The following is a 14,303-nucleotide window of genomic DNA, read 5'->3' on the forward strand; positions in this document are numbered from 1 at the left end:
TTGTGATGCCAAGCACCTTAGCGCGCCTTCATCCCATGTCGAGGGGCTGGCCGGACACAATTCCGATTTAGCGCAATGCGCCGCACATATCGCGGTTCCGATGGCAAGCTTGCCGATATATAGTGGTCGGCGACTCATTGCTGGAAAGGATAATTTCATGCCTCTGTCTGCCGACCAACTGGCCGAGATCGAAGCTCAGCGCGCACAGTCGAGCCCGACCCACCGCGTCGTTGCCGAAGGTATGGAAGATCATCTGTACACGGCACATCAGGTTCTGGATCACGGGTTTGTCCGCGTTATCGACTATATGGGCGACGATGCTGCGATCTGTCAGGCCGCGCGTGTTTCCTACGGCAAAGGCACCAAGTCGGTGCAAAATGATGAAGGTCTGATCCGCTATCTGATGCGCCACTGGCATTCGACCCCGTTTGAAATGTGCGAGATCAAGTTGCACGTCAAACTGCCCGTATTCGTAGCCCGCCAGTGGATCCGCCACCGCACGGCGAATGTGAACGAATATTCGGCGCGGTATTCGATACTGGATCGAGAGTTCTATATCCCGGCACCCGAACATGTCGCCGCGCAATCCGAGGTTAACCATCAGGGCCGTGGAGACTCATTGCAAGGCGAAGAGGCCGCGCGTGTGTTGGAGATACTGAAAGCGGACAGTGCGCGCTGCTATGACAACTACGAGGCGATGATCGGTCAGGACGGCCAGCAAGGGCTTGCGCGTGAACTGGCGCGGATGAACCTTCCAGCCAACATTTATACGCAATGGTATTGGAAGGTGGACTTGCACAACTTGTTCCACTTCTTGCGTCTGCGTGCCGACCCGCACGCGCAGTACGAAATCCGCGTTTACGCAGATACCATGTGCAAGATTGTCGCCGACTGGGTACCGTTTGCCTACCGCGCGTTTGAGGACTACCGCCTTGGCGCAGTCAACCTCTCGGCGCAGATGGTGACCTGCTTGCGTCGGATGCTCAGCGGTGAAGATGTCACTCAAGAAAACTCAGGCATGACCGCACGGGAATGGCGTGAGTTTGAGGCTGTTATCCGAGAGGGTTGAATCAAAAGAAAACCGCGCACGTCCCAAGGTGGGCGCGTTCACTAGGGTTTTTGCGGTTAACGGCCTGAAATTGGCCGTCAACCTTCTTTTATCTTTCCCGCCGGGGCGGGCTGTGCCTTACAGCGGCTTCAAATCAGCAGCCATTTGGCGGCCGTCACGTCCGTCCTGCAACTCGTACGAGACTTTCTGATTGTCAGCGAGTCCGGTCAGACCGGATCGTTCTACGGCCGAGATATGAACAAACACATCTTTGCCCCCTTCGTCGGGCGCAATAAAACCATAGCCTTTGGTTGTATTAAACCATTTCACGGTGCCGGTTGGCATTTCCCGTGTCTCCTTCTACTTACAAGTTGTCCCACAAATTGGTGGGGGCCTTGGCTGGCAAAACCGCCACACGTCACTGTTCGCCCTCACGATACAGCCCGGGTCGCGTGTTTCGCCTTTTTCAACATTACACGGTGAAGTAAAAAATCAAGAATAACTGGGGCAGCCTGATGGGTTTGTCTAAATTTGCAGCGATTACAGGATTAGTTAGATAATGCAGCTATATGGGTTAAAAACTTGCGATACGTGCCGTAAGGCATTGAAACTGCTTCCAGATGCGGTTCTTGTTGATGTGCGCGCGCAAGGGGTTCCCGAAAATGTGCTGTCCGAGGCGTACGAGACTTTCGGCAAAGCCTTGCTCAATACGCGATCAACAACCTGGCGGGGATTGGATGATGACACACGCAATCGACCGGTGCTCGCGCTGTTGGCTGATCATCCGACCCTGATGAAACGCCCATTGATAGTATCCGATGGTCAGATGTATCTGGGCTGGACGCCTGAAACCCGTCAGGCCCTTGGTGTTGCCTGAAGAACTGCTTATGTGACACGGGCAACAAGCGGAGACCTGTGAATGCGAAACGCTGCCATGATTTTAGGCGTCATTGCCGGGCTGATCGGGATGATCGTCGGTTTTTTTGGCTACGGCTTTGTGGAACTGATCGACCAGTTTGGTGAGATCGAAGGCATTGCCGAGCAGGTAGAGAACCCCGAGTTGATCCAGACGGCTTCGATCGTGGCGCCTTTGTTGGCAATCGTTGGCGGGGCGATGGCCCATTCGCGGGCTCTGATTGCAGGCATTTTGCTGCTGATTTCTGCCGCTGGGATGTACTACGCCTTTGGCTTCGGTGTTTTCACCATGTTCCCGATTGCCTTTGCAGGCGTAGCAGGGTTGCTTGGGCTCGCCGCAGGAAAACCGGACGAGCCCAAGGCACATTTCTAGGTCACTTCAGGCGTAATAATCGATCCAGAGACAGCGGACCCGCGCCGTTGATCACAATCACCAGCAGCAGGAATGTCCACATCACGCGCTGATCCATCAACGTAATTGCGTTGTCGAATAAGCTACCTAGTTTGACGCCATGTCCGGTGACATCGGTCAGTGTTTGAACCCAGACAAATCCGATCATGCCAAGCGCGGCAAGGCGCGTCAGCAGGCCGACCAGCAAAAGCACAGGCAGGACAAATTCGGCCACTGTGCCAAAGAAGATGACGACCCGCTGGAAAAAGGTCATCTGAGTCACATCATACAGCACCGCCTCTGCAGCTTTGGGAAAGATCTGGCCGAAGGCTCCGGCCGATGGCGAAAAGATTGAGCCGTCGATTTTCAGCGTGGCCGAGTTCCAGTAGTAGACGAACAACACGGCGATAAAGACCACCCGAGCCAGGGTTGGTGTCAGCCAACCGGACGCGTGATCCGCTTTTTCCATCGCATTATTGTAAGTTGAGATCAGGGCAGTCATGTGTCCAGCCTTTCGATAGTCACAGAAGTTATTGCACCGCCCTGCAAAAGCAGTGCCAGAGTGGTTCCAAGATCAAATTCGGGTGTTTCGGCCATGGTGGATTCAAATGCCTCACCGATGGATTTGCCATCTTGAATCAGCGCGATCCATGCCGCACCACCGGGTGGCAATGGGTGTGGGGCAGGGTCGTATTCGGGACGCATGATCAAAGTATCCTGAGCGCCCGCCTCAGGTTTCGGCGCGCCTTCTTCGGTGTTATATAGCCAGATCGCATGTACGGGCCAGCTTGAACGCAACACCTGCACCGACGGCGCGAGGGTCAGTTTGGCTTGCATCAAATCTTCCGGTGGCAAGCTGAGCACTTCGGTATCTATGGGTTGTCGATCAGCGGCGTGGTAAGCCCTACGCAGCGCCAGTTCCAGACGGGCAACATCCGGCAGGTAGCCCAGATGCGACAACTGCTCCATTCCTTCCAGAAATTTAGGGAATTCCTCGCCATAAAACATCATCAGGGGTGAGGAGGGCGGGTGCTGGCGTAAGAATATTCCAGCCAGCCCGTCCATATTCTGCGGTCCCAACAGTTTTGTGATGACCGGGAAGGCCTGACGCATCGCCTCGGTCAGTGAGACGGCGACGTTGTTGCGATAGACGCTGAAGCGACGACCGGCCGGCTGCGCCTCGGCGTCCAGCAACCCATCGGGAATGGGCTTGTTGGCATCTAGCAGTGCCATGTGGAATGTCGTTTGCGACACGCTCATGCGGGCACGCGATCCAGCGCTTTTTGCGCGCGCTCGGCTTCGGCCCGTAACACCGGCCAGTCTGGCACATCGGTGTCCCATTCAATCAACAGGGGTTTGGGGCCGGATTTGTCCAGAACGTAGTCCAGCAGGGACCAGACCGGATCAACGACCTCGCGCCCGTGGCTGTCGATCAGCAAAGGATGCCCATGATCGTCTTCGTCTTCGTCATGACCGCCCAGGTGAATCTCACCTACTTGGTCCAACGGGTAGGCATCAATATAGCCCTGCGGTGAGAAATCCAGATTGGTGGCTGAAACAAAGACGTTGTTCACGTCCAGCAGCAACCCACATCCGGTGCGCCGGGTGATTTCTCGCAAGAAATCAGGTTCGGACCATGTGCTTTCCTCGAAAGCCAAATAGCTTGAGGGGTTCTCTAACAGCATTTGCCGCCCGACCACCTCTTGCACCTGATCGATATGGTCGCAAACACGGTCGAGAGTGGCATCAGTATAGGGCAGAGGAAGTAGATCGTTCAGGAAGTGGCTGTCATGGGTCGACCAGGCCAAATGCTCCGAAAAGCTGGCCGGGTTCAACCAGCCGACAAGATGCTTCAGGCGGTCCAGGTGATCTGGGTCAAGTGGCGTTTCGCCGCCGATCGACAGCCCGACACCATGCACTGAAATGGGGAATTGTTCGGACAGGTGACGCAGTTGTGCCAGAGGTCTGCCACCATCGCCCATATAGTTTTCGGCATGAATCTCTAGCCACGCCACAGGCTTGGCCTGTTCAAGAATCTGCGAGAAATGCTGTGGTTTGTAACCAACGCCCGGTGCTGCAGGCAGCCGGTTCGATCTGAGCGCATTGTCCAACATTTGCAAATCCCCTGATCACGTGGAAAGGGCGGGCGATCCTGCCCGCCCTTTCTGGTTCATTCGGAAAAGCCTTATGCAGGCAGGTCACGCTCCAGCGGCTCAAGCGAACCTTTGCGATCTGCACCGTCCGCTGTTTTAGGCAGCTCGATGTCGGCGCAAGTGCCTGCGTCAACCAGGGTCCATGCGTTGCCCTGATAGTCGACGGTCGAAGTGCCCGCGCAAGTTGTGCCGGGGCCGGCTGCACAGTCGTTCTGACCTGCCAGAGAAACGCCATAGCACTTTTCTTTGGCCTGAGCAGTTGCGGTTGTGGCCGCGCCGGAAACAGCTGCAGCAACTGCGCTTGCGATAACCAGTGTTTTTGCGGTGTTCGACATCTTGGTAATCCTTGTTAATGACTGCGTATGTCTGCTTGTGACAACGACAAGGTAATGGTTCAGGGGCAGCAGTTGAATTCACGAGCCCGTGTCTCACAACCCCGTCAAAGGTCGTCATGCACCCTTGAACGTTAACAAATTGTTTTTGAATTGAAAAATGATATTTGTTTCAATCCGGCCCAAAATACCGGGCCGGATTTCTAGCGGTTTGCTGCCGAATGTTACAGCAGATCGGGGGGCGTTGCAGCCACGCTCAACTCATTTGTTACAGCCTCAAGCGATTGGACCTGCGTCTGTTTTTCGCCAAGGCGACGGACACTGACCGTGCGATCTTCGACTTCACGGTGACCAACGGCCAGAATGATCGGCACTTTGCCGACCGAATGTTCGCGGACTTTATAGTTGATCTTCTCGTTGCGAATATCCGCCTCGGCGCGGATGCCTGCCGCGCGAAGGGTGCTGACCACTTCGGCCACATACTCATCGGCCTCGGAGGTGATCGAGGCCACAACGACCTGGCGCGGGGCCAGCCAGAACGGCAGCTTGCCCGCGTGTTCTTCGATCAGAATGCCGATGAAACGTTCAAACGAGCCCAAGGTCGCGCGGTGCAACATAACTGGGCGGTGTTTGCCACCATCAGCGCCGATATACGTGGCGTCCAGTCGCTCGGGCAGAACAAAGTCCACCTGATGCGTGCCGCATTGCCAATCCCGCCCGATCGCATCGGTCAGAACAAACTCGAGTTTCGGGCCGTAGAATGCCCCTTCACCCGGGTTGAGTTCCGGCTCGATCCCAGCCGCGCGGGTTGCGCTGAGCAGGGCGGCTTCAGCCTTGTCCCAGACCTCGTCCGATCCTGAGCGTTTTTCCGGCCGATCCGAGAATTTGACCGAGAAGTTCTCAAACCCGAGGTCTTTGTAGATCCCGGACAGGAACCGAATGAACTCAGCGGTTTCGGATTCGATCTGGTCTTCGGTGCAGAAGATATGGCCATCATCCTGGGTAAAGCCACGCACGCGCATGATGCCGTGCAGCGCGCCCGAAGGTTCGTACCGGTTACACGATCCGAACTCGGCCATGCGCAGAGGAAGGTCGCGGTAGGATTTGAGACCCTGATTGAAAATCTGCACGTGGCAGGGGCAGTTCATCGGTTTCAGGGCGTTGACCGCCTTTTCCCGTGCATGTTCCTCGTCCACTTCGACGATGAACATGTTCTCTTGGTATTTGTCCCAATGACCCGAGGCTACCCACAGCTTGCGGTCGACGACCTGAGGGGTGTTGACCTCAACATAGCCACCTTTGCGCTGTTGCCGACGCATGTAATCTTGCAGAAGAGTGTAGATGGTCCAGCCATTAGGGTGCCAGAAAATCTGCCCTGGGGCCTCTTCCTGCATGTGGAACAAATCCATCTCGCGACCCAGCTTGCGGTGGTCGCGCTTGGCGGCTTCTTCCAACATGTGCAGATGAGCCTTAAGCTTTTCCTTGCCGGTGAAGGCCACGCCGTAGATGCGCTGTAGCATTGCGCGGTCGCTGTCGCCGCGCCAATAAGCCCCGGCGATTGACATCAGCTTGAACGCGTCGCCTGGCAGTTGACCGGTGTGCTGCAAGTGCGGGCCACGGCAGAGATCCTGCCAGTGACCGTGCCAATACATGCGCAGTGGTTCATCACCCGGGATGGATTCGATCAGCTCAACTTTATAGGGCTCATTATTGGCCTTGTAGAACTCGATCGCGCGATCGCGATCCCAGACCTCGGTGGTCACCGGGTCACGCTTGTTGATGATCTCTTTCATCTTTTTCTCGATGAGGCCGAGATCTTCGGGCGTAAACGGTTCCTCACGGTCAAAGTCATAGTACCAGCCGTTTTCGATGACGGGGCCAATGGTGACCTTGGTTGCGGGCCAAATCTCTTGCACGGCGCGGGCCATGACATGCGCCAGATCGTGTCGGATCAGCTCATTGGCTTGCGCCTCGTCCTTCATGGTGTGAATAGCGATTTGCGCGTCGGCTTCGATTGGCCATTGCAGGTCCCAATGCTGTCCATTCACCGTGGCAGAAATGGCTTTTTTCGCCAGCGAGGTCGAGATGTCGGCGGCGACCTGTGCGGGCGTAACGCCTGCTTCATAGGATCGGGAATTGCCATCGGGAAAAGTAAGGGAGACTGACTGTGAGTCCAGGGCCATATCGGCTCTCCTCGTCGGTTTGGCGCCCACTGAACGCCCGGTTGCGGGTTATGTATGCTCGGCTCATGTGGCAGGTGGGGACACAGGTGTCAAGGGCAGGAGCGAGGGGCCAGCCCCTCGCACTCCCCGAGGTATTTTTAGCCAGATGAAGAAGGATCGGGCAATTGCAGAGAGGTGCGTGACATGCATGATGGGCTGACAAGCAATGAGGGTAGCATGGCAGAGGCAGAATTTCTGGAAACCGCGCAGGGACGACGTCTGGCGTATCACAAGAGTGATGGGCGCGGGCCGACCATCGTTTTTCTAGGTGGCTTGAAATCAGATATGGAGGGCACCAAGGCGCTGCACCTGGAAGCGTGGGCTCGCGCGCGCGGGCAGGGGTTCCTTCGGTTTGACTATTCGGGGCACGGTGAAAGCTCGGGCGCCTTTACTGACGGGTGTATCGGGGACTGGCACGAGGATACGCTGGCCGCAGTTTCTCGGTTAACTGATGGTCCGCTGGTTGTTGTGGGATCGTCGATGGGCGGGTGGCAAGCGCTGTTGCTGGCGCGTGTCATGCCCGAACGGATCGCAGGTATGGTGACAATTGCGGCGGCCCCAGATTTTACCGAGGACGGGTATTGGGCGTCGTTTTCGGACCAGCAAAAATCTGAACTAGAGACGGTTGGACATGTAGAACTGCCATCGGACTACATGGAGCCCTACGTCATCACCAAGCGGATGATTGAGGATGGGCGGCAGCGGTTGGTTTTGCGCGCTTCGCTTGATCTGCCTTTCCCTGTGCGTCTCCTGCAGGGGACAGCAGATACGGCCGTCTCGACCGATACGGCAGTGCGCCTGCTGGATCATGCCACTGGTCCGGACATGCAACTGCTGCTGGTCAAAGATGCGGATCACAGGTTCTCGGATGAGCGATGCCTCGGGTTGATTGAGCAGGCTCTGCGAGAAGTCCTGGAAGGCACCTGATGCGTCGCCTGGGCTGGGTTTTGGGGCGGGTGCTGGTGGGTTTGACGCTGGTTGGTGTGTTGATCTACGCCTTTGGCCCGCGCGAGCCAGTGGACCTGCATCCGCGTTTCGATCCGCGCAAATTTGGCGAGGGCGTTCAGGTTTACTTTGAAAGCATCGAATCCGCCTATGATGACATCGTGCCAGGTGTTGAAAAGCGCGTGGTCTGGCAAGATGGTTTTGTCGAACAGCGGACAGCTTTTGCGGTGCTCTACATTCATGGGTTTTCCGCCACGTCCGAGGAGATCAGGCCAGTACCTGATCGCGTTGCGGACGCGTTGGGTGCCAACCTTGTCTACACAAGGCTTCAAGGGCATGGCCGCGATGGGGACGCAATGGCCGAAGGTACAGCGTCGGGCTGGATGCAGGATACAGCCGAGGCGTTGGCTGCCGCCAGGGCTGTTGGTGAGCAAGTCATTGTGATCGCAACATCAACGGGGGCGACATTGGCCGCCGCGGCTGCGATGGATACGGAACTGAGCACTGATGTGGCTGCGTTGGTTTTGGTATCGCCGAACTTTGGCGTAAACTCGGCTGGTTCCTGGGTGCCATCCTTGCCGTGGGCCCGGCATTGGCTGCCGCCATTGATGGGACAGGACCGGGATGTCTCAAGCACTGATCCCGAGAAGAACATCTTTTGGACAACTGTTTATCCGTGGGAGGCGGTCGTGCCGATGTTTGCCCTTGTAGATGCGGTCAATGCGCTGGACTTCTCGGGCGCGCGGGTTCCGGCGCTGTTCTGGTTTTCTGATGATGATCAGGTGGTGCGTCCGGAAAAAATGCATGAGGTGGCCAAGACCTGGGGTGGTCAGGCGATGGTTTCATTGGTGACAATGGGGCCCGGGGATGATCCGGCCTCACACGTGGTCGCGGGGCGTCTGATGTCACCGGGTCAGACCGACGCGGCGGTCGCGGGCATATTGGAGTGGCTGTCAGAGCAGGGGATTCAGAGGCAAAGCGGTGGCTGAATATGCGTAGACCGGGCAGTATGTGGAGCCTTGAGACGTTGGGTCGCGTGCGACTATCCCGGCATTTTTTCATGCGTGATTTCCTATATTCCGAGATCGGGAACTTTCACGCATTGCAAAATATTCCCGACAACCCTGATCTTGCGATCGAGACCGGGCGCGCGTTTTGCGAGACCCTGCTGGATCCGCTGGAAGAAACCTTTGGTCGTATCGCGGTGCGCTCGGGCTATCGCTCGCGATCTCTGAACCGGTTCGGGAACGAGAACAGGTTGAACTGTGCCCGCAATGACAACCCGTTGGAGTGCCACATTTGGGATTGGGGCGAAGGTGACGCACGTGTAGCAGGGGCGTCGGTGGTAATTCCGTGGTTTGCAGACCGCTATGCGCAGGGGCGCGATTGGCGCGATCTGGCGTGGTGGATGCATGACCATCTGGATTATTCCGAGATTTGGTTTTTTCCCAAATTAAGCGCGTTCAATCTGGTTTGGCGGCCCAAGCCTGTACGGCGGATCGACAGCTATATCGCCCCGCGCGGCTGCTTGTTGCGGGCCGGGGCTGAGCCAGATGAACCGCTGGGCCAAAGGCAGGAACGCTATGCGGATTTCCCACCGTTTCGGGCGATCAGCTATCCGTGAAGTTTTGCTTGCCCGCTGTTGGCAAACCTCTCATCCTGTAACAAAACAATAACAACGAGCGGAGGGCACCGAGGTGATCGAGCCGTTGGTTTTGCTACCCGGATTGATGTGCGATGCACGGTTGTTTCAGGCGCAGATCACCGCGCTGTCGCGTGAACGTGCAGTTATGGTCGCACCGATCACCGGCGGTGAACGGTTCGAAGAAATCGCGTCGGGCTTGCTGGATCAACTGCCGCACCGGTTTGCTTTGTGCGGGTTTGGTCTGGGTGGTGGCGTCGCGCTTGAGATCGTGCGGCGAGCACCTGAGAGGGTGACACGACTGGCCTTGCTGGCGACGGATGCGCAGGCCGACACACCTCATATCGCGGCGAGTCGCGAAGACCTGATCGTTGGCGCGCAGGCGGGGAGGTTGGACGAAGTGATGCGCAAGCTGATCGGCTCGGACATGTTGGCTCCCGGTCCGCAACGCATCCCGATTTTGAACGAAGTGTTGCAGATGGCCGAGGAATTGGGCTCGAATGTGTTTGTACGTCAGATAAGAACCCTGCAACGCCGTCCGGACCAACAAGGCACGCTGCGCCGGATCAGGATGCCCACGCTGATCATTTGCGGTGCCCATGATGCGGAGAATCCGGTCCGCAAGAATTCCTTCATGGCTGATCTCATTCCGGATGCAGAGTTGCGCGTGATTGATGAGGCCGGGCACTATCCGACACTGGAAGCACCCGAATCCGTGATTGCGATGCTGCAGGATTGGCTCCGGAAACCACTGCGGCTGACCTAGTCGTAGAAAACCGCGCGCTGGTTCTTGGTCAGAACAGTTGGTTGCACCACCGGCCGACCGGTTTCAGAGTCAAAGAATGGCGTTTTCTTCCAGCTCCCGAACAGACGCGATTTTAGTACGCGTTTAAGCAGACCCATAGCGGCATAGCGGATTTTCTCATGAGACTGCTTGCCGTCAGCCCTTGGCACAAATCCACGCGTAGTAATGGGACCCAAACTGCTGGGGTGGGGAATACGTTTGACGATAAAACCCGCGAACGGAATTTTTGGAGTTGTCGGCGTCGTGGCCAGCGGCGCGTTGCAGCATCTGGCATACCACCGCAACATGCCCTTGGGGCTAAGTTGCATAGCTGCCAAGTGCTCGACCCCTGCATCGATCTTGATGTCTTCCGGTGACATCTGAAACACCTCGACTGGGTCGGGCGCAGGGTCGGGCTGTTCAAAATAAAGCTGAGCCGCGCGGCAGTCATGGCAAAAACACACGACATGAGTGCCGGATACGACGCCGTGTTCAGTAATGCGCCCCGAAAGAGCGCCGCAATTGCAACGGAAAGGAAGGTCTCCTGCCGCTGCGCGGCTCATGCAACTTTGTTGCTATTGGCGGCTCGTCGACGGGGTTTGCGGCTGTTTTCATTCATGAAATCAATCACTAGCGGACGGATGTTGTCGCGCCAGCTGCGGCCCGCAAAAATGCCATAGTGACCCGCGCCGGGTTCAACATGGCTGGCCTTTTTGCTGTCGGGCAGACCCGTGCATAAATCCAGCGCTGCGATGCATTGCCCGGGGGCTGAGATATCGTCATTCGTGCCTTCGACCGATTTCACAGCCACATCAGTGATCTTGCCGATATCTACCTTGTGGCCGGCTACAACGAACTCGTTGCGCGCGATCTCACGGTTTTTGAAGACACGTTCAACGGTCGAAAGATAGAACTCGGCAGTCATGTCCATCACCGCCAGATATTCGTCATAGAACCGGTTATGGGCATCGTGGTCGGATGCCTCGTCACGAATAACGCGCTGGATCTGATCCGAGAACGCCTTGCTGTGACGTTCGGCATTCATTGACATGAACGAAGCCAGTTGTAGCAAGCCGGGATACACCATCCGGCCTACGCCCTTGTATTTGAAGCCAACCCGCTGGATCATCGTTTCTTCCAACTGACCCATCGTTACACGGCGACCAAAATCCGTAACCTCGGTCGGAGTTGCGTCGGGGTCGACGGGACCGCCGATCAGGGTCAGGGTACTTGGCTGCGCCTTCGGCTCGACCTCGGCCAGATAGGCAGTTGCGGCCAGAGTCAGCGGTGCGGGCTGACAAACCGCAATAACATGCGTATCGGGGCCGAGCTCTTTCATAAAATCGACAAGGTAGAGCGTGTAATCCTCGACATCGAACTTGCCTTCGGACACGGGAATGTCGCGCGCGTTATGCCAATCAGTAATGTAGACCTCACAATTGACAAGCAGGCTTTTGACGGTCGAGCGGAGCAGGGTCGCGTAATGCCCCGACATCGGTGCAACCAGCAGCACCTTGCGTGGCTGTTCTTTGCGTCCATTAACGCGGAAATGGATCAGGTCGCCGAAAGGACGCTCAAGCACGGTTGTGATATCGACCAGATGGTCCTTGCCGTCTTCGCAGGTAAAGGTGCGGATGCCCCAATCAGGCTTGACGACCATACGCTGGAATGTGCGCTCGGTTACTTCGCCCCATGCAGCCATCCAGTTGAAGGCCGGGTTGGGTGTCATCGAGAACAGGGGGTAGGATGCCATCGCGCTTGCGGTTGCACCAAGCCATTGGTTGGTGTTACGCATGGTTTCCATCAGGTCATAGGTCATCATGTAGCGCATCGAATGTGCCTCCTGAGTATCAGCCTGAGAATTCGGACCATTCGCCGCTTTGCCCCCCGACGCCAACGACGTTATTCTGCACAGCAGCGAGACTAGGGGGGAATTGTTAAAATGACAACTACCGAAGACCAGACGCCAAAACTGACCGAAGAACATATTGAACGACTTAAAGAAAATATGGACAAAGTAGAAGAACTGTCCAAACGCCTGGTCGAGGTCATGGCCGGAAAAACGCCGCACACCCCCGCTCTGGATGGCCCGAATCAAGAGCTTTTTGCAAAAGCAGCAACTGCGTATTGGGCTGAAGCGTTTCAAAACCCCACAAAGCTGTTGGAGCAGCAAATTGAGTATTGGGGAAAATCGGTTCTCAACTTTGCGGAAGCGCAGAAAGCGATGACCCAAAGCGACGGGGATGTACCCTCAGCCGCTGCCAAAGATAAACGGTTTGCCAATCCAATGTGGGAAACCAACCCCTACTTTCGCCTCATTCGCCAGCAGTACCAAACCAATGCCGAAGCGATCGCGCAGGCCGTTGCATCGGTTGACGATCTGGAAACCAAGGATAAGCAGCGTCTGCAGTACTTCTCGCAACAGATCATAGATATGATGGCGCCAACGAATTTTCTGGCCACCAACCCCGATGCGCTGGAAAAGGCGATCGAGACCGAAGGGCAGTCCCTGATACAGGGGCTGGAGAACCTCGTGTCGGACCTTGAGGCCAATGACGGCGAAATGGTTGTCAGACTTGCTGACGAAAGTGCCTTTGAGATTGGCGGGAATATCGCAACTACACCCGGCGACGTCGTCTATCGCAACCGAATGATGGAACTGATCCAGTATAAACCGGTGACCGAGACGGTGCACGAAACGCCGATCGTTCTGTTCCCGCCATGGATCAACAAGTTCTATATCTTGGACCTGAAGGCTCAGAACAGCCTGATCAAATGGGTGACCGAGCAGGGCTATACCCTGTTTGTGGTCAGCTGGGTGAATGCCGATAGCTCGCACGCCGATATTGGGATGGAGGACTATATTCAGGAAGGGTTCCTGACCGCCGTCGAAGAGGCGAAAAAAATCTGCAAGGTCAAGCAGGTCAACGCAGTGGGTTACTGCATCGCCGGTACGACACTTAGCCTGACGCTTTCGCTGATGAAGCAGCGCGGTGACAAGTCGATCAAATCTGCCACCTTCTTCACCACCCTGACAGACTTTGGTGAGCAGGGGGAGTTCACGCCGTTCCTGCAAAATGACTTTGTGGATGGCATCGAAGAACAGGTCTCGAAGGATGGTATTCTAAAGGCATGGATCATCGGGCGAACGATGTCTTTCCTGCGATCCAGAGATCTAATCTATACGCCGGCGATCCGCAGCTACATGATGGGTGAAACACCGCCAGCGTTTGACCTGTTGTACTGGAACGGCGACGGGGCCAACCTGCCAGGCCGGATGGCGATCCAGTATCTGCGCGGTTTGTGTCAGAGCAACGATTTCGTCAACGACGGGTTCGAATTGCTTGGCCATAAGCTGCATATCAAGGATGTCGATGTGCCTTTGATGGCGATCACCTGCGAGACGGATCATATTGCCGCATGGAAGGATTGCTATCGCGGGGTGCAGCAGATGGGCGCGAAGTCGAAGACCTTTGTGGTGTCCGAGTCCGGCCACATCGCGGGCATCGTAAATCCGCCCAGTAAGAAAAAATATGGCCATTACACCAATCCTGAGCTGAAGTGTGATGCCGATACATGGCTGAAAGAGGCTGACTTCCACGAAGGTTCGTGGTGGCCGATGTGGGAAGCGTGGTTAAAGAAGCGATCAGGCAAGCAGGTTCCCGCGCGTGATACCGGCGATTCGGATCATCCACGCCTTTGCCTGGCTCCGGGTACCTATGTTTTGGTCAAGGCAAACCGCTGATATCATTTTGAAACTCAAAAATTTCTGCGTTGCAGCAAGAAAAAACTTGCAATGCTGCGATGCAGCAATCATATTGCCTTCAAGCTGATGAGAACCGGGGTGGGCCCGGAACGGCTAGAAGGATTT

General features: G+C 56.2%; 16 protein-coding genes. 8 read left to right on the plus strand and 8 right to left on the minus strand.

Annotated elements, in window-relative coordinates:
• The first annotated feature begins 157 nt into the window (after positions 1–157).
• Positions 158–1,069 carry an FAD-dependent thymidylate synthase gene (gene thyX, locus ACR0EN_RS00090; protein WP_480584638.1) on the plus strand — a complete coding sequence of 304 codons (912 nt, stop codon included), beginning with the start codon at positions 158–160 and terminating at the stop codon, positions 1,067–1,069.
• 117 nt (positions 1,070–1,186) lie between these two features.
• Here thyX and ACR0EN_RS00095 read toward each other — a convergent pair whose 3' ends face one another.
• Positions 1,187–1,393: a cold-shock protein gene (locus ACR0EN_RS00095; RefSeq protein WP_008758035.1), complete on the minus strand. Its 207-nt coding sequence runs from the start codon at positions 1,391–1,393 to the stop codon at positions 1,187–1,189.
• 214 nt (positions 1,394–1,607) lie between these two features.
• Between ACR0EN_RS00095 and ACR0EN_RS00100 the strand changes: the two genes are divergently transcribed.
• Positions 1,608–1,925, plus strand: a complete 318-nt coding sequence (locus tag ACR0EN_RS00100) for an arsenate reductase family protein (RefSeq protein WP_480584641.1) — start codon at positions 1,608–1,610, stop codon at positions 1,923–1,925.
• A gap of 42 nt (positions 1,926–1,967) precedes the next feature.
• Positions 1,968–2,336, plus strand: coding sequence for a hypothetical protein (locus ACR0EN_RS00105; RefSeq protein ID WP_170393641.1), 369 nt, complete (start codon positions 1,968–1,970; stop codon positions 2,334–2,336).
• A gap of 1 nt (position 2,337) precedes the next feature.
• On the opposite strand, the gene ACR0EN_RS00110 is transcribed toward ACR0EN_RS00105, so the two are convergent.
• The 5 genes from ACR0EN_RS00110 to thrS all read right to left on the minus strand — a co-directional run bounded on the left by ACR0EN_RS00110 (position 2,338) and on the right by thrS (position 7,022).
• A complete protein-coding gene (locus ACR0EN_RS00110; protein WP_170404850.1) occupies positions 2,338–2,856 on the minus strand; it encodes a DoxX family membrane protein in 519 nt (172 codons plus the stop codon).
• Positions 2,853–3,614: an HvfC/BufC family peptide modification chaperone gene (locus ACR0EN_RS00115; RefSeq protein WP_480584644.1), complete on the minus strand. Its 762-nt coding sequence runs from the start codon at positions 3,612–3,614 to the stop codon at positions 2,853–2,855. The genes ACR0EN_RS00110 and ACR0EN_RS00115 overlap by 4 nt, the downstream gene beginning before the upstream one ends.
• Entirely contained in the window at positions 3,611–4,468 is an 858-nt protein-coding gene (bufB, locus tag ACR0EN_RS00120) for an MNIO family bufferin maturase (protein ID WP_170817593.1), read from the minus strand. Before bufB ends, ACR0EN_RS00115 begins: the two co-directional genes overlap by 4 nt.
• A 71-nt stretch (positions 4,469–4,539) precedes the next feature.
• Complete coding sequence (locus tag ACR0EN_RS00125) at positions 4,540–4,842, minus strand: BufA1 family periplasmic bufferin-type metallophore (RefSeq protein ID WP_010439128.1); 303 nt, start codon at positions 4,840–4,842, stop codon at positions 4,540–4,542.
• A gap of 221 nt (positions 4,843–5,063) precedes the next feature.
• On the minus strand, positions 5,064–7,022 hold the full coding sequence (gene thrS, locus ACR0EN_RS00130) for a threonine--tRNA ligase (RefSeq protein ID WP_170421002.1): 1,959 nt from the start codon (positions 7,020–7,022) through the stop codon (positions 5,064–5,066).
• Positions 7,023–7,238: 216 nt separating this feature from the next.
• Here thrS and ACR0EN_RS00135 point away from each other — a divergent pair, with 216 nt between their 5' ends.
• From ACR0EN_RS00135 to ACR0EN_RS00150, 4 genes are all read left to right on the plus strand, one after another.
• Positions 7,239–7,988 carry an alpha/beta fold hydrolase gene (locus ACR0EN_RS00135; RefSeq protein ID WP_170817594.1) on the plus strand — a complete coding sequence of 250 codons (750 nt, stop codon included), beginning with the start codon at positions 7,239–7,241 and terminating at the stop codon, positions 7,986–7,988.
• A complete protein-coding gene (locus ACR0EN_RS00140; protein ID WP_170817595.1) occupies positions 7,988–8,995 on the plus strand; it encodes an alpha/beta fold hydrolase in 1,008 nt (335 codons plus the stop codon). The genes ACR0EN_RS00135 and ACR0EN_RS00140 overlap by 1 nt, the downstream gene beginning before the upstream one ends.
• A gap of 20 nt (positions 8,996–9,015) precedes the next feature.
• Positions 9,016–9,630, plus strand: a complete 615-nt coding sequence (locus ACR0EN_RS00145) for a hypothetical protein (protein ID WP_170510826.1) — start codon at positions 9,016–9,018, stop codon at positions 9,628–9,630.
• A 73-nt stretch (positions 9,631–9,703) separates the two neighbouring features.
• Positions 9,704–10,414 (plus strand): alpha/beta fold hydrolase, encoded by a 711-nt coding sequence (locus ACR0EN_RS00150; protein ID WP_480584650.1) that lies wholly within the window; start codon positions 9,704–9,706, stop codon positions 10,412–10,414.
• On the opposite strand, the gene ACR0EN_RS00155 is transcribed toward ACR0EN_RS00150, so the two are convergent.
• Together ACR0EN_RS00155 and phaZ are read right to left on the minus strand one after the other, a co-directional pair.
• Positions 10,411–10,995, minus strand: coding sequence for a DUF6151 family protein (locus ACR0EN_RS00155; protein ID WP_480584653.1), 585 nt, complete (start codon positions 10,993–10,995; stop codon positions 10,411–10,413). The genes ACR0EN_RS00150 and ACR0EN_RS00155 overlap by 4 nt on opposite strands.
• Entirely contained in the window at positions 10,992–12,263 is a 1,272-nt protein-coding gene (phaZ, locus tag ACR0EN_RS00160) for a polyhydroxyalkanoate depolymerase (RefSeq protein ID WP_170626086.1), read from the minus strand. The genes ACR0EN_RS00155 and phaZ overlap by 4 nt, the downstream gene beginning before the upstream one ends.
• A 111-nt stretch (positions 12,264–12,374) precedes the next feature.
• Here phaZ and ACR0EN_RS00165 point away from each other — a divergent pair, with 111 nt between their 5' ends.
• Positions 12,375–14,177: a PHA/PHB synthase family protein gene (locus ACR0EN_RS00165; protein WP_480584656.1), complete on the plus strand. Its 1,803-nt coding sequence runs from the start codon at positions 12,375–12,377 to the stop codon at positions 14,175–14,177.
• Positions 14,178–14,303: the final 126 nt, after the last annotated feature.

Source organism: Ruegeria sp. AB7, from assembly GCF_056542625.1.

Excerpts from the sequence above, each read along its gene's own strand:
- thyX (WP_480584638.1), top strand. The coding sequence starts at position 158 with ATGCCTCTGTCTGCCGACCAACTGGCCGAGATCGAAGCTCAGCGCGCA.
- ACR0EN_RS00095 (WP_008758035.1), bottom strand. The coding sequence starts at position 1,393 with ATGCCAACCGGCACCGTGAAATGGTTTAATACAACCAAAGGCTATGGT.
- ACR0EN_RS00100 (WP_480584641.1), top strand. The coding sequence starts at position 1,608 with ATGCAGCTATATGGGTTAAAAACTTGCGATACGTGCCGTAAGGCATTG.
- ACR0EN_RS00105 (WP_170393641.1), top strand. The coding sequence starts at position 1,968 with ATGCGAAACGCTGCCATGATTTTAGGCGTCATTGCCGGGCTGATCGGG.
- ACR0EN_RS00110 (WP_170404850.1), bottom strand. The coding sequence starts at position 2,856 with ATGACTGCCCTGATCTCAACTTACAATAATGCGATGGAAAAAGCGGAT.
- ACR0EN_RS00115 (WP_480584644.1), bottom strand. The coding sequence starts at position 3,614 with ATGAGCGTGTCGCAAACGACATTCCACATGGCACTGCTAGATGCCAAC.
- bufB (WP_170817593.1), bottom strand. The coding sequence starts at position 4,468 with ATGTTGGACAATGCGCTCAGATCGAACCGGCTGCCTGCAGCACCGGGC.
- ACR0EN_RS00125 (WP_010439128.1), bottom strand. The coding sequence starts at position 4,842 with ATGTCGAACACCGCAAAAACACTGGTTATCGCAAGCGCAGTTGCTGCA.
- thrS (WP_170421002.1), bottom strand. The coding sequence starts at position 7,022 with ATGGCCCTGGACTCACAGTCAGTCTCCCTTACTTTTCCCGATGGCAAT.
- ACR0EN_RS00135 (WP_170817594.1), top strand. The coding sequence starts at position 7,239 with ATGGCAGAGGCAGAATTTCTGGAAACCGCGCAGGGACGACGTCTGGCG.
- ACR0EN_RS00140 (WP_170817595.1), top strand. The coding sequence starts at position 7,988 with ATGCGTCGCCTGGGCTGGGTTTTGGGGCGGGTGCTGGTGGGTTTGACG.
- ACR0EN_RS00145 (WP_170510826.1), top strand. The coding sequence starts at position 9,016 with ATGTGGAGCCTTGAGACGTTGGGTCGCGTGCGACTATCCCGGCATTTT.
- ACR0EN_RS00155 (WP_480584653.1), bottom strand. The coding sequence starts at position 10,995 with ATGAGCCGCGCAGCGGCAGGAGACCTTCCTTTCCGTTGCAATTGCGGC.
- phaZ (WP_170626086.1), bottom strand. The coding sequence starts at position 12,263 with ATGCGCTACATGATGACCTATGACCTGATGGAAACCATGCGTAACACC.
- ACR0EN_RS00165 (WP_480584656.1), top strand. The coding sequence starts at position 12,375 with ATGACAACTACCGAAGACCAGACGCCAAAACTGACCGAAGAACATATT.